Source organism: Bacillus sp. FMQ74, assembly GCF_001875785.1.
Taxonomy (GTDB): domain Bacteria; phylum Bacillota; class Bacilli; order Bacillales; family Bacillaceae; genus Bacillus; species Bacillus stercoris.
In genome coordinates, this window is the sequence record NZ_MOEO01000007.1 from 16,029 (window position 1) to 31,645 (window position 15,617).

Annotated in this window: 14 protein-coding genes; 10 read left to right on the forward strand and 4 right to left on the reverse strand. The window is 44.9% G+C overall.

Annotated elements, in window-relative coordinates; translation table 11 throughout:
* The first annotated feature begins 2 nt into the window (after positions 1–2).
* From bsdC to BLL41_RS13985, 4 genes are all read left to right on the forward strand, one after another.
* Complete coding sequence (bsdC, locus tag BLL41_RS13970; protein ID WP_040084185.1) at positions 3–1,424, forward strand: phenolic acid decarboxylase BsdC; 1,422 nt, start codon at positions 3–5, stop codon at positions 1,422–1,424.
* A 16-nt stretch (positions 1,425–1,440) separates the two neighbouring features.
* Positions 1,441–1,668 carry a phenolic acid decarboxylase subunit BsdD gene (gene bsdD, locus BLL41_RS13975; RefSeq protein WP_010886405.1) on the forward strand — a complete coding sequence of 76 codons (228 nt, stop codon included), beginning with the start codon at positions 1,441–1,443 and terminating at the stop codon, positions 1,666–1,668.
* Positions 1,665–2,129, forward strand: a complete 465-nt coding sequence (locus BLL41_RS13980; RefSeq protein WP_141770206.1) for a pyridoxamine 5'-phosphate oxidase family protein — start codon at positions 1,665–1,667, stop codon at positions 2,127–2,129. The genes bsdD and BLL41_RS13980 overlap by 4 nt, the downstream gene beginning before the upstream one ends.
* A 65-nt stretch (positions 2,130–2,194) precedes the next feature.
* A complete protein-coding gene (locus BLL41_RS13985) occupies positions 2,195–3,040 on the forward strand; it encodes an alpha/beta fold hydrolase (RefSeq protein ID WP_071578322.1) in 846 nt (281 codons plus the stop codon).
* A gap of 40 nt (positions 3,041–3,080) precedes the next feature.
* On the opposite strand, the gene BLL41_RS13990 is transcribed toward BLL41_RS13985, so the two are convergent.
* Positions 3,081–4,559, reverse strand: coding sequence for a peptide MFS transporter (locus BLL41_RS13990; RefSeq protein ID WP_071578323.1), 1,479 nt, complete (start codon positions 4,557–4,559; stop codon positions 3,081–3,083).
* A 279-nt stretch (positions 4,560–4,838) separates the two neighbouring features.
* Here BLL41_RS13990 and BLL41_RS13995 point away from each other — a divergent pair, with 279 nt between their 5' ends.
* Positions 4,839–6,593, forward strand: a complete 1,755-nt coding sequence (locus tag BLL41_RS13995) for a right-handed parallel beta-helix repeat-containing protein (RefSeq protein WP_071578324.1) — start codon at positions 4,839–4,841, stop codon at positions 6,591–6,593.
* A gap of 14 nt (positions 6,594–6,607) precedes the next feature.
* On the opposite strand, the gene BLL41_RS14000 is transcribed toward BLL41_RS13995, so the two are convergent.
* Positions 6,608–6,829: a YczF family membrane protein gene (locus BLL41_RS14000; RefSeq protein ID WP_071578325.1), complete on the reverse strand. Its 222-nt coding sequence runs from the start codon at positions 6,827–6,829 to the stop codon at positions 6,608–6,610.
* 125 nt (positions 6,830–6,954) lie between these two features.
* Between BLL41_RS14000 and gerKA the strand changes: the two genes are divergently transcribed.
* Genes gerKA through gerKB form a run of 3 tightly spaced genes read left to right on the forward strand, consistent with a single transcriptional unit; the run spans position 6,955 to position 10,951 of the window.
* Positions 6,955–8,589 (forward strand): spore germination protein GerKA, encoded by a 1,635-nt coding sequence (gene gerKA, locus BLL41_RS14005; protein ID WP_071578326.1) that lies wholly within the window; start codon positions 6,955–6,957, stop codon positions 8,587–8,589.
* Complete coding sequence (gerKC, locus tag BLL41_RS14010) at positions 8,579–9,802, forward strand: spore germination protein GerKC (protein ID WP_071578327.1); 1,224 nt, start codon at positions 8,579–8,581, stop codon at positions 9,800–9,802. Before gerKA ends, gerKC begins: the two co-directional genes overlap by 11 nt.
* A gap of 24 nt (positions 9,803–9,826) precedes the next feature.
* On the forward strand, positions 9,827–10,951 hold the full coding sequence (gene gerKB, locus BLL41_RS14015) for an endospore germination permease GerKB (RefSeq protein ID WP_071578328.1): 1,125 nt from the start codon (positions 9,827–9,829) through the stop codon (positions 10,949–10,951).
* A 101-nt stretch (positions 10,952–11,052) separates the two neighbouring features.
* On the opposite strand, the gene BLL41_RS14020 is transcribed toward gerKB, so the two are convergent.
* Both BLL41_RS14020 and BLL41_RS14025 read right to left on the reverse strand, forming a co-directional pair.
* The gene (locus BLL41_RS14020; RefSeq protein ID WP_071578329.1) at positions 11,053–11,733 is read right to left on the reverse strand and encodes an ABC transporter ATP-binding protein; all 681 of its coding nucleotides are present in this window, start codon (positions 11,731–11,733) and stop codon (positions 11,053–11,055) included.
* A gap of 15 nt (positions 11,734–11,748) precedes the next feature.
* The gene (locus BLL41_RS14025; RefSeq protein ID WP_071578330.1) at positions 11,749–13,197 is read right to left on the reverse strand and encodes an ABC transporter permease; all 1,449 of its coding nucleotides are present in this window, start codon (positions 13,195–13,197) and stop codon (positions 11,749–11,751) included.
* A gap of 212 nt (positions 13,198–13,409) precedes the next feature.
* Between BLL41_RS14025 and yclJ the strand changes: the two genes are divergently transcribed.
* Both yclJ and yclK read left to right on the forward strand, forming a co-directional pair.
* On the forward strand, positions 13,410–14,093 hold the full coding sequence (gene yclJ / locus BLL41_RS14030; protein WP_041521471.1) for a two-component system response regulator YclJ: 684 nt from the start codon (positions 13,410–13,412) through the stop codon (positions 14,091–14,093).
* On the forward strand, positions 14,080–15,501 hold the full coding sequence (gene yclK / locus BLL41_RS14035; RefSeq protein ID WP_083428021.1) for a two-component system sensor histidine kinase YclK: 1,422 nt from the start codon (positions 14,080–14,082) through the stop codon (positions 15,499–15,501). Before yclJ ends, yclK begins: the two co-directional genes overlap by 14 nt.
* The last annotated feature ends 116 nt before the right edge of the window (positions 15,502–15,617 follow it).

The following is a 15,617-nucleotide window of genomic DNA, read 5'->3' on the forward strand; positions in this document are numbered from 1 at the left end:
TCATGGCTTATCAAGATTTCAGAGAATTTCTCGCAGCCCTCGAAAAAGAAGGACAGCTGCTTACAGTGAATGAAGAGGTAAAGCCGGAACCGGATTTAGGGGCCGCCGCACGCGCAGCCAGCAATCTTGGCGATAAAAGCCCCGCGCTCTTATTTGACAACATTTATGGCTATCATAACGCGCGAATTGCGATGAATGTCATCGGCTCTTGGCCGAACCATGCAATGATGCTGGGCATGCCGAAAGACACACCGGTAAAAGAACAGTTTTTTGAATTCGCAAAGCGTTATGACCAGTTTCCGATGCCGGTCAAACGTGAGGAAACAGCGCCATTTCATGAAAATGAAATCACAGAAGATATCAATTTGTTTGATATACTGCCTCTTTTCAGAATTAACCAGGGTGATGGAGGCTATTATTTAGACAAAGCATGTGTCATTTCCCGTGATCTTGAAGACCCTGACAACTTCGGCAAACAAAATGTCGGCATTTACAGAATGCAGGTTAAAGGAAAAGACCGCCTCGGCATTCAGCCTGTCCCGCAGCACGATATTGCCATCCATCTGCGTCAAGCTGAAGAACGCGGCATCAATCTTCCGGTCACTATTGCGCTCGGCTGTGAGCCGGTTATTACAACGGCGGCATCGACTCCGCTTCTCTATGATCAATCAGAATACGAGATGGCAGGCGCGATTCAAGGCGAACCATATCGCATCGTCAAATCAAAGCTGTCTGATCTTGATGTTCCGTGGGGCGCTGAAGTGGTGCTTGAAGGTGAGATTATTGCCGGAGAGCGCGAATATGAAGGGCCGTTCGGTGAATTCACAGGCCATTATTCCGGCGGACGCAGCATGCCGATTATCAAAATTAAACGCGTCTATCACAGAAACAATCCGATCTTTGAACATTTATACTTAGGCATGCCTTGGACAGAATGCGATTACATGATCGGCATTAACACATGCGTGCCGCTTTATCAGCAGTTAAAAGAAGCGTATCCAAACGAAATTGTGGCAGTAAACGCCATGTACACACACGGTTTAATCGCGATTGTATCCACAAAAACCCGTTACGGCGGATTTGCGAAAGCGGTCGGCATGCGCGCATTGACCACACCGCACGGACTTGGCTACTGCAAAATGGTCATTGTCGTTGATGAGGATGTCGATCCATTCAACCTGCCGCAGGTCATGTGGGCGCTTTCGACCAAAATGCATCCGAAACACGATGCGGTCATCATTCCGGACTTATCTGTTCTGCCGCTTGATCCGGGATCTAATCCGTCAGGAATCACTCACAAAATGATTCTTGACGCGACTACACCGGTTGCGCCGGAAACAAGAGGCCACTATTCACAGCCGCTTGATTCTCCGCTAACAACGAAAGAATGGGAACAAAAACTAATGGACTTAATGAATAAATAAGGAAAGGATGTTCGAAATGCATACATGTCCTCGATGCGACTCAAAAAAGGGAGAAGTCATGAGCAAATCGCCTGTAGAAGGCGCATGGGAAGTTTATCAGTGCCAAACATGCTTTTTTACATGGAGATCCTGTGAACCGGAAAGCATTACGAATCCCGAAAAATACAATCCAGCGTTTAAAATTGATCCAAAGGAAACAGAAACAGCCATTGAAGTTCCGGCGGTGCCGGAACGAAAGGCTTGACCAGCGTGAACTGTATGTCAGACCGTCTCTTTGAGCTGCTTGACGGGAGCTGCCTGAATGAGAAGCAGCATGAGGCCTTCGTTCTGCAAACAGTATCAGAGGATGGCTGGCCGCATGCCGCTATGATCAGTGCGGGTGAAATCATCGCGCTGAGCCGAACTGATATCCGAATCGCTCTGTGGAAAAACACAATGACGTCGGCCAACATCCTTCGCACAGGAAAAGCACAGTTCACGGCATGGTGGAAGGGAGCGGCCTATTATGTAAAGCTTGAATGCACGCCTTTGCCACCTTTGAAAGATGCCGAATATGAAAGAGACCGTTTTTCCTGCCGCATCGTTTCAGTGAAGGAGGACGTTGCGAAATACGCTGATTTGACTTCTGGTGTCCGTATCGAGCTTCACAGCCCTGAAGAGGTGCTGGGCAGATGGGAAAAGACCCTGGAAGATTTAAAAAGGTAATATCGATAGCCTGACGCCATGCGTCAGGCTTTTTTTATATAATGAAAACAAAGGGGGCGTGAGAAATGGAACGTGCGGGGATCTGTCACTCGGACGGCTTTGATTTAGCTTATCGAATTGAGGGCGAGGGCGCACCCATCCTTGTGATCGGGAGTGCGGTTTACTACCCGCGCCTTTTTTCCTCAGATATCAAACAGAAATATCAATGGGTCTTTGTCGATCATAGGGGATTTGCTAAGCCTAAGCGGGAGCTTCGTAAGGAGGATTCGAGGTTTGATGCCGTCTTGGCTGATATTGAAAGGATGAGAACATTTCTTCAGCTTGAGGATGTTATTATCCTGGGACATTCCGGGCATGCTTTTATGGCTTTAGAATATGCCAGGACATATCCTGAACATGTCCGGAAAGTGGCGCTCTTCAATACTGCGCCTGATAACAGTGAAGATAGACAGCGAAAAAGCGAATCATTTTTCATGGAAACAGCCAGTCTTGAGAGAAAGAAACGCTTTGAAAAAGATATCGCGAATTTGCCGCAGGACATTGAAAAAGATCCTGAAAGACGCTTCGTGCACATGTGTATTCGCGCTGAAGCGAAAAGCTTTTATCAAGAGCTGTTCCATGCAGCTGCTTTATGGGATGGCGTATTTACGAATATGCCGATCATGGATGAATTATGGGGGAATACATTTGCCCGGCTGAATCTCATTCAGCGGTTAGCTGAGGTGCAAGTGCCGGTGTACATCGGCTTAGGAAGATATGATTATTTGGTTGCGCCTGTTACGCTATGGGATGGTGTTGAAGATTTATATCCCCATGTGGAGAAGGTTATTTTTGAAAAGAGCGGCCATCAGCCGATGCTGGAAGAACCGCAAGCCTTTGATCAAAGCTTCAGCAAATGGCTGGATCAATAAAAAAACAGCCCGCAGATCAAAATCCGCGGGCTGTTGCTGATTATAAGACCCCTTTCATCGCGCGTTTGATCACCGGCGAGAGCAGCAGGAGAATGCCGCCAAGAACGATAGAAATCAAACCGATGGTGCCGAAGTATGTTGTTTCAGGAATTTTATCAAACAACCCGGCTACTTGGGCATTGATCGCTTGGGCTGCTGCGTTCGTCAGAAACCACATACTCATTGTCTGTGCAGAGAAGGCAGCTGGCGCCAGTTTCGTTGTCACGGATAAACCGACTGGAGACAGGCACAGCTCTCCAAGCACGACAAGCAGGAAGCTGAGAACGAGCCAAAGCGGGCTTACGAGTGCTTCTTTTCCTTGCATAGCCGGGAATACCATTATGATAAATGACAATCCGGCAAGAATAATTCCGATTGAGAATTTAACTGGTGTGGACGGCTGGCGTTTGCCGAGCTTCATCCAGAGCCATGCGAATATTGGCGCAAAAATGACGACAAACAATGGATTTAATGATTGGAACCAGGATGATTGAAGTTCGAATCCGCCCAATGAAAGTCTTATGCGTTCATCGGCATATACCGCAAGAATGGTCGCTCCCTGTTCCTGAATGGCCCAGAACATGACAGCACCGATAAACAAAGGAACGTAAGCGGCAAGACGGGATTTTTCTGTTTTGTCCGCTTTTTTGCTTGTAAACATGATGATGAAATAAATGACAGGAATCAAAATACCGAGAATACTAACAAGGTCGATGAAACGATTGATCGTCAGCACGCCTGTTTGTACAGAGATAATCACTGCGATCGCCACAATGATAACACCGATTCCGGTGCCAATCGCAGATTTTTTAGACAGCGGATTCGGCACATTGGAACCTGCAAGCCCGAGGTTTTTCTTTCTTGTCAAAGCAAATACGATGAGTCCGAGAAGCATTCCGACCGCGGCAGTTCCGAAGCCGAGATGATAGTTGTACTTCTGTCCGAGTGTTCCGACAATTAACGGCGCAAGTAAACCACCAAGGTTAATCCCCATGTAGAAAATACTGAAACCTGAGTCGCGGCGCGGGTCTTCTTTCGTGTAAAGATCCCCAACCACGCTTGAAACGTTTGGTTTTAATAAGCCTGTTCCGACAATGATAAGCACCATGCTGATATAAAATGCGATCGCGCTGCCCGGATAGGCGAGTGCAATGTGGCCGAACATAATGAATATGCCGCCGTAAAACACGGTGTTTGCGGTACCGAATACCCGGTCAGCAAGCCATCCGCCAATAATAGTGGACATGTATACGAGTGATCCGTAAATCGACATAATGGCAACCGCAGTGCCCTTGTCAAAGCCGAGCCCTCCGTTTACCGTCTCTGTATACAAATAGTAAAGTAAGATTGCTCTCATTCCATAGTAAGAGAAACGCTCCCAAAATTCGGTGAAAAATAGTGTAAATAGTCCTCGCGGGTGACCAAAGAACCCTTTTTGCGGGACGCTTTTAATGATACTTTCGTTATCAATCGAAGCCATGTCAGCCAAACCCTTTCTAAAAAAAGTGTATTATAAAAATCATATTCTTATATAATACTTGTGTCAATATAATTTATACTCATTTCAAATAGTTCCATAATGGAAAAATTATAAATACCTAAAAATAGTGATTTTCTCCTAATTTTTAAGTCCTTTATCGTGAGATTTTCTTACACAACTATTCCTTTATATTTTTTTAATAAAATTTTAGAGAAATGTACAAGCAGACCGGGCCTTTGTGAGTAACATGATAGTAATCATAGAGAAGGAGGCTCGCAATTGGCTGAATTCATATTAAATGCAGCGGATTTCGGTGTTCCTGGAGATGGTCAAACGGATTCGACAAAACTGATTAATCAGTGCCTCAGTACAGCTGTTTCGAAAGGCTATCATACTGTCTGGTTTCCAAAGGGAACATATTTAATAGATGGAACGCTTGGCGGAGATTTTAATCAGAAGTTTCGAAACGCGGGGATCATTGTTCCCGGTAACCTTGAGATTATGATGGACCCAGAGTGTATCATGAAAGTAATCCCGAATAGTTCGTGGGGTTATTCCGCATTTTATGTAGGCAAGCAAGAGAATATAACCATTTCCGGGGGACAAATTATCGGCGAACGCGATGAGCATACGTATGCCTCGGCGGGGATCAGGTCTACCCATGAATGGGGCTTTGGCATATGTATTGAAGGATGCTCGAATGTTGTCATTGATCATGTCAAAATTTCTGATTTTACCGGTGATGGGATCATTGTCAGTCCGAGGGGATTAAAGACCAATCAAGATTATCGAACGTCAGAGCAAATTATCATCCGCCACTGTGAGGTTCGGCGGTCGAGGAGAAATAACATTTCCATTACCGGATGTGACATGGTCACGGTGGAGGAATGCGTGATTGAAGATGCAGGAACGGGGAATGGGACAGCACCGAAATACGGAATTGACATTGAAGGGTATGGAGAAGGTGATGTTGATTATGAGGAACCGATTAATGTATCAATTCGAAATAACTACTTTATTGGAAACGTTTCAAGTTCTGTGACCAATTTTAACGGGTATGGCGTTTTAATAGAAGGAAATCACTCAGACAATACAATCAGCTACGGATATGGGACGCAAACAGTGATCAAGGGAAATATTCTGAGAGGCTCTGGAGACGCGGCGGCTGCGCCAAGAGTCGGGATAACCGGACTCGGTGTGTCACAAGGGAAAGAGACCAGTGATGCGGTAATCGCTGGCAATCTGATTACCGGATTTTCAACTGGAATTGATGTCAGGGGAAAGAGCGTTCTTGTGACCAACAACAAAATCAGCAACTTTGAAAACACAGGGATATTGGTTTATCAGTCTTCCGACGTAAAGGTAGACGGAAACCACATTCAAAACGGACTGTCTGAAACAAGACGCAGCATCGGTCTTCGCGCAGTGCTGTCAGATGACATCGCTTTTCTGAATAACTGTCTCATTCAAGTCATTGACGGTGTGAACATCTCCGGAGGCGACATGATCATTAAAGATAATCTCCTGAGAAAATTCAGCCGGGGCATTTGGATCGCTCAGGGGAATGCGGTGATTGAAGGAAATACACTAAATCCTGACACGTTTGAAGCAGTCCCGGAATCATATTCTGTTTCCGTCACAAATAATGCTGGCGCTATCATTAAAAACAATACATTTAAAGAGTTTAAAAATTACCCGATTTACTGCTCCACAAGTGCAAAAACCTCAATTGTCGGCAACCACCTTGAGAGATCTCCGCTTTTGGTCACCATCTATATCAGCACCGGTGTGCATGAAATTTTTGATAATACCATTTCAGTCAACAGAACAGCCGGGAATCCGATTGTGATTTATGTCAATGGATCTGCAGGATCTATCATTTCTGGAAACACCATCAATAACCTCTCCGCAGGCACTGCAACAGCTATTCAAACAAACACCTCAACCAATTCCAAAATCATTGGCAACCGCATTTTTAAAGGGACCATCAACAAACACAGCAGTGATACACTAGACGGAAATATTATTGCCTGAAAAAAGCGCCCCCTCTAGGGGCTCTTTTTTTTCGATTTATAGATCACGTACATTTCTCTCACAAGGACTATCACAAAAAATAAAAGCACGACCCATTCCGCAAATGTTGTCATCTTAAAGCTGGACATATTGTTATAAATGGCTTTTGTTAAACTGAACCCTTGAAGCATGTCCATCAATACAGAAATAGTTAATAAACAAATTAATATGACTCCTGTCACGCCCAATATCTTCATGCTTCATCATCCTCCGCTTTTAGTGTCTATCGTTGGCGGAGAAGTTATACGGCATCTAAACCTCATGCATAATCTCAATTCTAATAGGAAGAATATGAGAAAACGACAAGGAAAGGTATTTGTGTATGCCTTTATTTTCTAAGCGAAAGAACAATACCGGTTCAAAAGACAAGCAGAATACAGAAGAAAAGAATCAGGAACAGCAGCAAGAAAAAGAAAGGCCGGTTCTCATTTCTCCTAGTTTGGCAAAGAATATAGCGGAAACGAAAAAGGAAGTCGGAAGCAGCTCTGACGTTATCATTCGCGAGATTAAAATCGGGGAGCAGGATCGTGTCCATCTAGCTGTTATTTATATTGCTGGGCTGGTCGATAATAACACGATCCATGAGTCGTTAATCGACCCATTGGTACAGGATGAGTCTATCCAGAATACTCATGCGATTCAGGAAATTCTTGAAAAAACGCTCCCGCTGGGCGGAGTGAAAGCAGAAAAGAGCTGGGACAAGCTTTTTTCAGAGTTAATGCTCGGCAATTCGCTCGTTTTTGCCGATGGCTATGCCGAAGCGCTGATTTGCAGCACTCAAGGGGGGGAGCAGCGTTCCATCCAAGAGCCGAGCACCCAGGTGTCATTCCGCGGCCCGCGCCAAGGGTTTACAGAGTCTCTGCAAACCAATATTTCCATGATCCGGCGATACATTAAAAATCCGAATTTATGGGTTGAAAAAATGAAAAAAGGTTCTGTCACAAATACGGATATCGCTCTCATTTACATTCAAGGAATATGTGATGAAAAGGTGCTGAAGGAAGTGAAGCAGCGCCTGGAAAAAATAGATATTGACAGTATTTTGGAATCTGGATATATTGAGCAGCTGATTGAAGATGAAACCTTTACGACGTTTCCGACTATGTATCATACAGAACGCCCTGATGTTGTAGCGGGAAATCTGTTAGAAGGAAGATTCGCGATTATTGTGGACGGAACACCGTTTGTGCTTATTGCCCCGGCTTTATTTGTTCAATTTTTTCAGTCTGTTGAAGATTATTATTCGCGTTTTGATATTGCGACAAGCATACGGGTCCTGCGGGTTTTAGTCTTTTTCATTTCGCTTGTGGCTCCGGCTGTATACGTGGCAGCCACGACGTTTCACCAAGAAATGATACCGACTCAGCTGTTAGTGGTTATTGCGGCCCAGCGGGAAATTGTCCCGTTTCCGGCAGTTGTGGAGGCGCTAACGATGGAGGTTGCATTTGAGATTCTGAGGGAAGCGGGGGTCAGGCTGCCCCGGGTTGTCGGCTCGGCAGTGTCAATCGTAGGCGCGCTCGTAATTGGCCAGGCTGCCGTACAAGCTGGTATCGTCTCTCCGGCAATGGTGATTATCGTGGCACTTACCGCGATTGCGAGCTTCGCAACACCGGCGTTTGCAATGGCGATTTCAGCCCGGCTAATTCGGTTTATTTTTATTATTGCCTCAGCTGTTATGGGTTTTTACGGGCTGATTTTAGGGATCATTATGATGTTTGTGCACTTATGCAGTCTTCGTTCATTTGGCGTTCCATATATGTCGCCGCTTGCACCCTTTTCTTCACAAGGCGTAAAGGACGCGCTTTTCAGGGTTCCGTGGTGGGCGGATGAAAAGAGGCCGGAATCGATCAGTAAGGAAGATAAGGTGCGGCAGGGGCAAGATCAACGCCCAGAGCCGGCCGCATCACGAGGAATGGTGAACAAAGATTTGGAAGAAGGGGATCAGAATGGTACGTAAATGTCTATTAGCCGTTCTCATGCTTTTGAGCGTCATTGTGCTGCCCGGCTGCTGGGATAAGCGGGAGCTGACGGATCTTGCGATTATCTCGGCGATTGGCATCGATCGGACAAACGACGGCAACTACGTGCTGCATCTTCAAATTATCAATCCAGGAAATGTTGCCGGCGGCCTTCAAGGAGGCGGTGCTGGAGACAGGCCGCCTGTATCTGTCTATTCGATTGAAGGTAACAATATGACGGAAGCACTCAGGAAAGCCTCCATGAAGGTATCACGTCGGCTTTATTTTGCCCATACCAATCTAGTCGTGATCAGTGAAAAGCTGGCAAAAGAAGAAGGTTTGGATTTTGTTTTAGATAATCTTGACCGGGACACAGAATTCAGGACAACGGCAACATTTGTCGTTGCTCATAAAACAAAAGCAGAAAATATTGTGAAAATCTTGACGCCAATTGATAAAATTCCATCAAATAAAGTCAATAAGACCTTGGATTTCACGGAGGCGCAATACGGGCGGGTGGTCAAAACCAATATTCAGGACGTTTTGAAAACACTTGCCGCCAACACTAGGGCACCGGTTATTCCGGGATATATGATGATTGGTGACGATAAAAAAGGAGTCAGCATGGAAAACACACAGGCGACTGACCCAAAAGCCATTCTTCAGGCAGATGGTTTGGCGATTTTTGATAAGGCTGGGTATTTAAAGTATTGGCTTGAAGATCATGAAAGCGTGGGGGCAGTCTGGCTTATGAATAAGATCCAGCATACGTTTATTAATGCTGACTGGGACAAGACGAAGGATGCGGTCAGCTTGCAGGTTACCCATCAGGATACAAAGCTGGTACCGGAGATGCGGAACGGACGTCCATACATCCATGTGAAAGTGTCGGTTGAAGGAATTATAGATGCTGTCAAATACCCTTTCCAATTGTCTGACCCCAAGGTGCTGCCCGCTATTGAAAAAGCGCTCAACAAAGAGCTGGAAAAGGAAATCAGCCATACTGTGAAAAAGATCAAGAAGAATAAAATAGATTTTATCGGTTTTGGTGACACGATATATAGAAAGTATCCGGAGCAGTGGGCGAAAATGAAGGACACATGGGACAAAGAGTATTTGCCGGAACTGCCCATCGATGTGAAGGCCGAGACGTATATCAGAAGAACGGGATTGCGAAACAATCCGATCAAACACCAGTTTAAAGATGATTAGGTCTGAAGGAAGGGGAAGTGACAGATGGAAAAAGCCAGAATAAGCATAAGGCAGCTGTTTGTCATGATTATCATTTTTGAACTGGGCAGTTCCTTATTGATTACACCGGGATCAATGGCGGGCAGAGATGCTTGGATAGCAGTTCTATTAGGCTGTGCGGCCGGGCTGTTTCTTTTCTATTTGTATCAGGGCATTTATCAATGTTATCCGGAATCTTCGCCGAAAGAATATATGGATGATATGCTCGGAACCAAGCTGAGCTGGCTGTTTTCTTTTCTCTATATCTTGTACTTTGCCTATATTGCCGCAAGGGTGCTGCGTGACTTTGGAGAAATGCTGCTGACGTTTGCTTATCATGATACACCTATCATAATTGTAAATGCTTTATTAATGGTAGTAAGCATATATGCCGTAAGAAAAGGAATAGAAGTGCTCGCACGCGCGGCCGAACTTCTTTTCGGGGCCATGTATTTACTGGGCGCGATCGGCCTCGTGCTGATTATTGTCTCAGGCACTATAGACCCACACAATTTAAAGCCGATTTTGGCAAACGGCATTTCTCCTGTCCTTCACTCTGTTTTCACACAGACCATGTACGTTCCATTTGGTGAAGTTGTATTATTTGTGATGATTTTCCCTAACCTGAATGACAGAAAAGATGTGAAAAGAATGGGGATGATCGCCATGGCTATTAGCGGATTGGTTGTGGCGCTCACCGTTGCGATTAATATCAGCGTGCTTGATGTTGATCTTACACTCAGATCCCAGTTTCCGCTTTTAAGCACGATCCAGACAATCAAGGTCGAAGAATTTTTAGATCGGCTCGATGTCTTTTTTATGCTGGCGCTGATTATCGGCGGTTTCTTTAAGGTCAGCCTCTATTTATATGCCACTGTGGTGGGGATATCTACGCTCTTTAAGGAAAAGAACCCCTCTCAATTGGCTTATCCGATGGGATTGGGCATCTTAATCCTTTCGATTACGATTGCGACTAACTTTTCGGAGCACTTGAACGAAGGCCTGAAAGTGGTGCCGCTGTATATTCATTTGCCTTTTCAATTATTGTTTCCGCTCTTTCTGTTTATTCTGGCTGTTTGGAAAAAGAAGCGAAGAGAGAAGTCAAAAGGGGCAGGAGCGAAAAAAAGATAAAAAGAGCGGGGGGATGCAGCCGCCGCTCTTTTTATGTTCACTTCTATATAAAAGGGGGATATAGGGTGCGCCCCTGTCTGCACTGGCAGAGGCGCGTTTTGTTATACCACTGCGACGTTTTCCTTCACAGTAAAGCTTCCTCTTGAAAGTCTGATATTAATATCTGATACTTTTGCAATTTGCTCATCGTGCGTCACCATGAGGACGCATTTATCTTCCTTGTGCGCCAGATCTTGAAAGAGGCGCACAATTTCTTTTGATGTGTCCTCATCAAGGTTTCCGGTCGGTTCATCGGCTACGATAAGATCCGTGTCACAGCAGAAAGCCCTTGTAATTGATACCCGCTGTTGCTGTCCGCCGCTCAGTGTGAGCACTTTTTGCCGGGCTTGTTTTTCGTTGATGCCGACCTTCTGCAGCATGTCAAGCGCATATGATTCTTTGTTCTTTTCTTTAGATCCTGTGATTTCCATAGCAGTTGTGACGTTCTGCAAAGCCGTCATATACGGAAGCAGGTTGTACGCCTGAAAAACGATTGATACATATTGATTTCTGAAATTGGTTAAGCCGATTTTAGAAACCGCTTTTCCGTTGTAAAGGATGTTTCCTTCTTTTGGTGCGTCAAGTCCGCCTGCCAGAGACAGGAAAGTGGTTTTCCCCGTCCCTGATGTGCCGACGATTGTGTAGAATTTGCCTTTTTGAAAGCTGATGTTAATATCCTGAAACAACGGCTGGCTTTTGTCTTTATACCAGTAGCCGACTTGCTGAAATTCTAATAAGCTCATAGGTTCCGCCTCTTTCTATTCCTGTTTTGTCAATATCGTTTTCGGATGAAGCCGCAGTACTGAAATTGACGGCAGCAATGTTGCAATGATTGCGATGAAGATGCCGATTCCGCCAAGAACAAGCATGTCGTTCATAGAAACCGCGACGTTCAGTGAATCGATAACGTCCACGTTCGATGAACTGTGGCCGAACATTCTGCCGCCCATGCCGCCACCGCCGCCAGGCATTTGTCCGTTTTGCCCGCTTGCAGTTTGCGTTGAATCTGTTGATGAACTGATCTGCTGGGATAAAAGCTGATTTCCAAGCTGATTCGCGACGAGATTTCCAGTCACCGATGCAAGGCCGATGGCGATAACGGCCACGATCAGAATCTCAGTCAAGAACTGTCCAATCAATTTCCACCGCTTTTCACCGATGGCCATTAACACGCCCATTTCGTATTTGCGCTCCCTGATCGACATCATGACAATCAGGCCGAGAATGACAGCTCCTGCCACTGATACAAGATACACCACGTTTTTAGAGAAAGAAGCTACATTTTCAATTGGGCCGACCATTTGCTGGTAAAGCTGATCGTTTGTATTCAGTGTGTACGTGTCAAAGTCAATTGATGTTTTCTTCGCCGCCTTTACGAAAGCATTCATATTTTTTGCATCGTTCATATAGTAAACGGCAGAGTCAATCGTATTTTGATAGTCGTCGCCTTTCAGCGCCGCTGTTGCTGTGTAAGGCGTATAAAGCTTGTTATAAGGATTTAAAAAAGAGAAATTTTGGGCTTGGTCATCTCCTGAAGATGTTGTTTTATAAATACCGACGATCTTCAGCTTTACCGTCGTATCTTCATCTGTTGCTGATTCAATTGTGATCGAATCGCCAACGCTTAACTCATTTTCTTCCGCTAATGTTTCGTTGATCACTGTTACTTTTTTGCCGACATCTGATTTTGTAATCGCGCGTCCGTCAGTGATTTTTGAATCTCCGTCAGAGAAATCATCAACTAATGCTGTGCTGATGACACCTACAATAGAAAGATCGGCTTGAACCATTTGCGGTCCGCCTTGTCCGCCGCCTTGGCTGTTTTTAGCATTTGAGTTTGAACTGCTTGAGCTTTCAATCGCATCAAAGTTTCCCGCGTTGGCTGAAGCTGATGTGATGTAATTGTAGCTCTTCACATGATCGAGGGCTGCAAGCTTATTCGCATCAGACACTTTGATCGGTGTTGATTCGAAGCTGCGTTTTTCACCGTTGTCCTGCTGTTTTTCCATTTGCTTTTGGCGGTCAACCTGAAGTGTCACGCTTCCGCCGAGCTCCTGTCTGGCCAGTTCGCTTGATTTTTGTGCTGCTGACTGGATGGTGAGACCTGATAGAACAAAGACACATATGACTGTAAACACAAATAATTGCAATAACGTTTTTCCTTTTTTAGCCTTCATATTCCAAAAGGCCCGTTTGATAAAGTTCATTTATGTTCCTCCGTATTGGTATTTTTACTTATAAGACCGCCTCTGGGGCGCGCCCGCTTGCTGATAAATTAATAGTAGTCCAAAGGTATGAAAAAAATATGAACAATCTATTTCTAGTTGATGAAATAAAAACTAACAATTGTGAAACGCAAAACCTTCTGTTTAAAATGGTGCTATTATATAAAAAAGCATCAAAACAACCGGAGGATATAATGAAAATATTAATGATAGAAGATAATGTTAGTGTTTGTACGATGACGGAGATGTTCTTTTTTAAGGAAGGCTTTGAAGCGGAATTCGTTCATGACGGATTAGAGGGATACCAGCGTTTTACGGAAGAAAATTGGGATCTGATCATTTTGGATATCATGCTTCCATCTATGGACGGCGTGACCATTTGCAGAAAAATAAGAGAGACAAGCACGGTGCCGATTATCATGCTGACTGCCAAAGACACTGAATCAGATCAGGTCATCGGTTTTGAGATGGGGGCGGATGATTATGTCACGAAGCCGTTCAGCCCGCTGACATTGGTTGCCCGCATCAAAGCCGTCATCAGAAGGTACAAGGCGACAGGCAAAGCGGTTGTTGATGAAGATATGATCGAATCGGAATGCTTTACAATTAATAAGAAGACGAGAGAAGTCTTTTTGAACGGCGAGCCTGTAGAAAATCTCACGCCGAAGGAATTCGATCTGCTTTACTACCTTGTCCAAAATCCGCGGCAGGTGTTCTCCAGAGAACAGCTGCTTGAGCAGGTATGGGGCTATCAATTTTATGGAGATGAGCGGACGGTTGACGTTCATATCAAACGGCTGCGGAAAAAGCTTGCCAGCGAAGACAAGCCTTTCCTGTATACTGTGTGGGGAGTAGGGTATAAATTTGATGAAGATTAAATATTTATATCAGCTGCTGCTGAGCCATATCAGCATTTTGATTTTAGCGTTTGTCATTATCATTTCTCTGTTTTCCCACTTTGTGAAGGAATTTGCCTATCAAAACAAAGTAGAGGAATTGACGTCATATGCGGTGCAAATTGCTAGCGAATTCCAAGCCGGACAGGTTGATATGCGCAGGCTATATCCATATCAGGACATTTTGAGCACAAGAAAGACGCAGTTTATCATTCTTAATGAAGAGCAGCAGCCTTATTTTCTTCCTGAAGGCTTTCATCATCAACCAAGGGAACAGCTGAAGAAATCAGAATGGAATAAGCTGAAAAAAGGGCAGACTGTCATGATCAGGGCAGATGGCCGTTTTGATGATGAAGTGTCTCTTGTGGCGCAGCCTATATTTGTTCAGAACGAGTTTAAAGGCGCCGTTCTGCTGATTTCTCCAATCAGCGGCGTTGAACAGATGGTCAATCAGGTCAACCTCTATATGTTTTACGCTGTGATCAGCACGCTCGTCATTACGATTCTTGTGAGCTGGCTCCTATCCAAATTCCATGTCAAACGGATTCAAAAGCTGAGAGAAGCGACAGATAAAGTGGCTTCCGGCGATTATGACATCCACTTGGAAAACAGCTACGGGGATGAAATCGGCGTACTGGCGTCCGACTTTAATATTATGGCGAAAAAATTAAAGCAGTCGAGGGATGAAATCGATCGCCTTGAGAAGCGGAGAAGGCAGTTTATCGCTGACGTTTCACATGAATTAAAAACCCCGCTGACGACGATCAACGGTTTGGTTGAAGGGCTGAACAGCCATACGATTCCTGAGGATAAGAAGGATAAGTGCTTCTCGCTGATCAGTGAGGAAACGAAGCGCATGCTGCGGCTCGTAAAAGAAAATCTGGATTATGAAAAAATCAGGTCCCAGCAAATTACTTTGAACAAGCTGGATGTTCCGCTGATCGAGGTGTTTGAAATCGTGAAAGAGCACTTGGAGCAGCAGGCGGAAGAAAAACAAAACAGGCTGATAATCCAGGTAGAGGATCACGTGATCGTTCATGCCGATTACGACCGGCTCATTCAAATTCTCGTCAACATTACGAAAAACAGCATCCAATTTACGCAAAACGGTGACATTTGGCTGCGCGGAATAGAAGGTTATAAAGAGACGATTATTGAAATTGAAGATACGGGGATCGGCATTTCAAAAGAGGATATTGAGCATATTTGGGAGCGGTTCTATAAAGCAGATATTTCAAGAACGAACACGGCATACGGTGAATACGGACTCGGTCTCTCGATCGTCAAGCAGCTCGTTGAAATGCATCGGGGTACAGTAGATATCAAGAGTGAGGAAGGGAAAGGCACAAAATTTATCATCCGCTTTCCTTTAATGGCAAAACAGCAATAGCATACAGGGCGGCCATCGTCAGATGAGCCGCCTTTTTTTGCACACCGCTTCGGTTTATTGCGTGCTCCCGAAAACAAAGATTGCGTGTTTTTCGGGTTGGGACGGTCTATAAACAT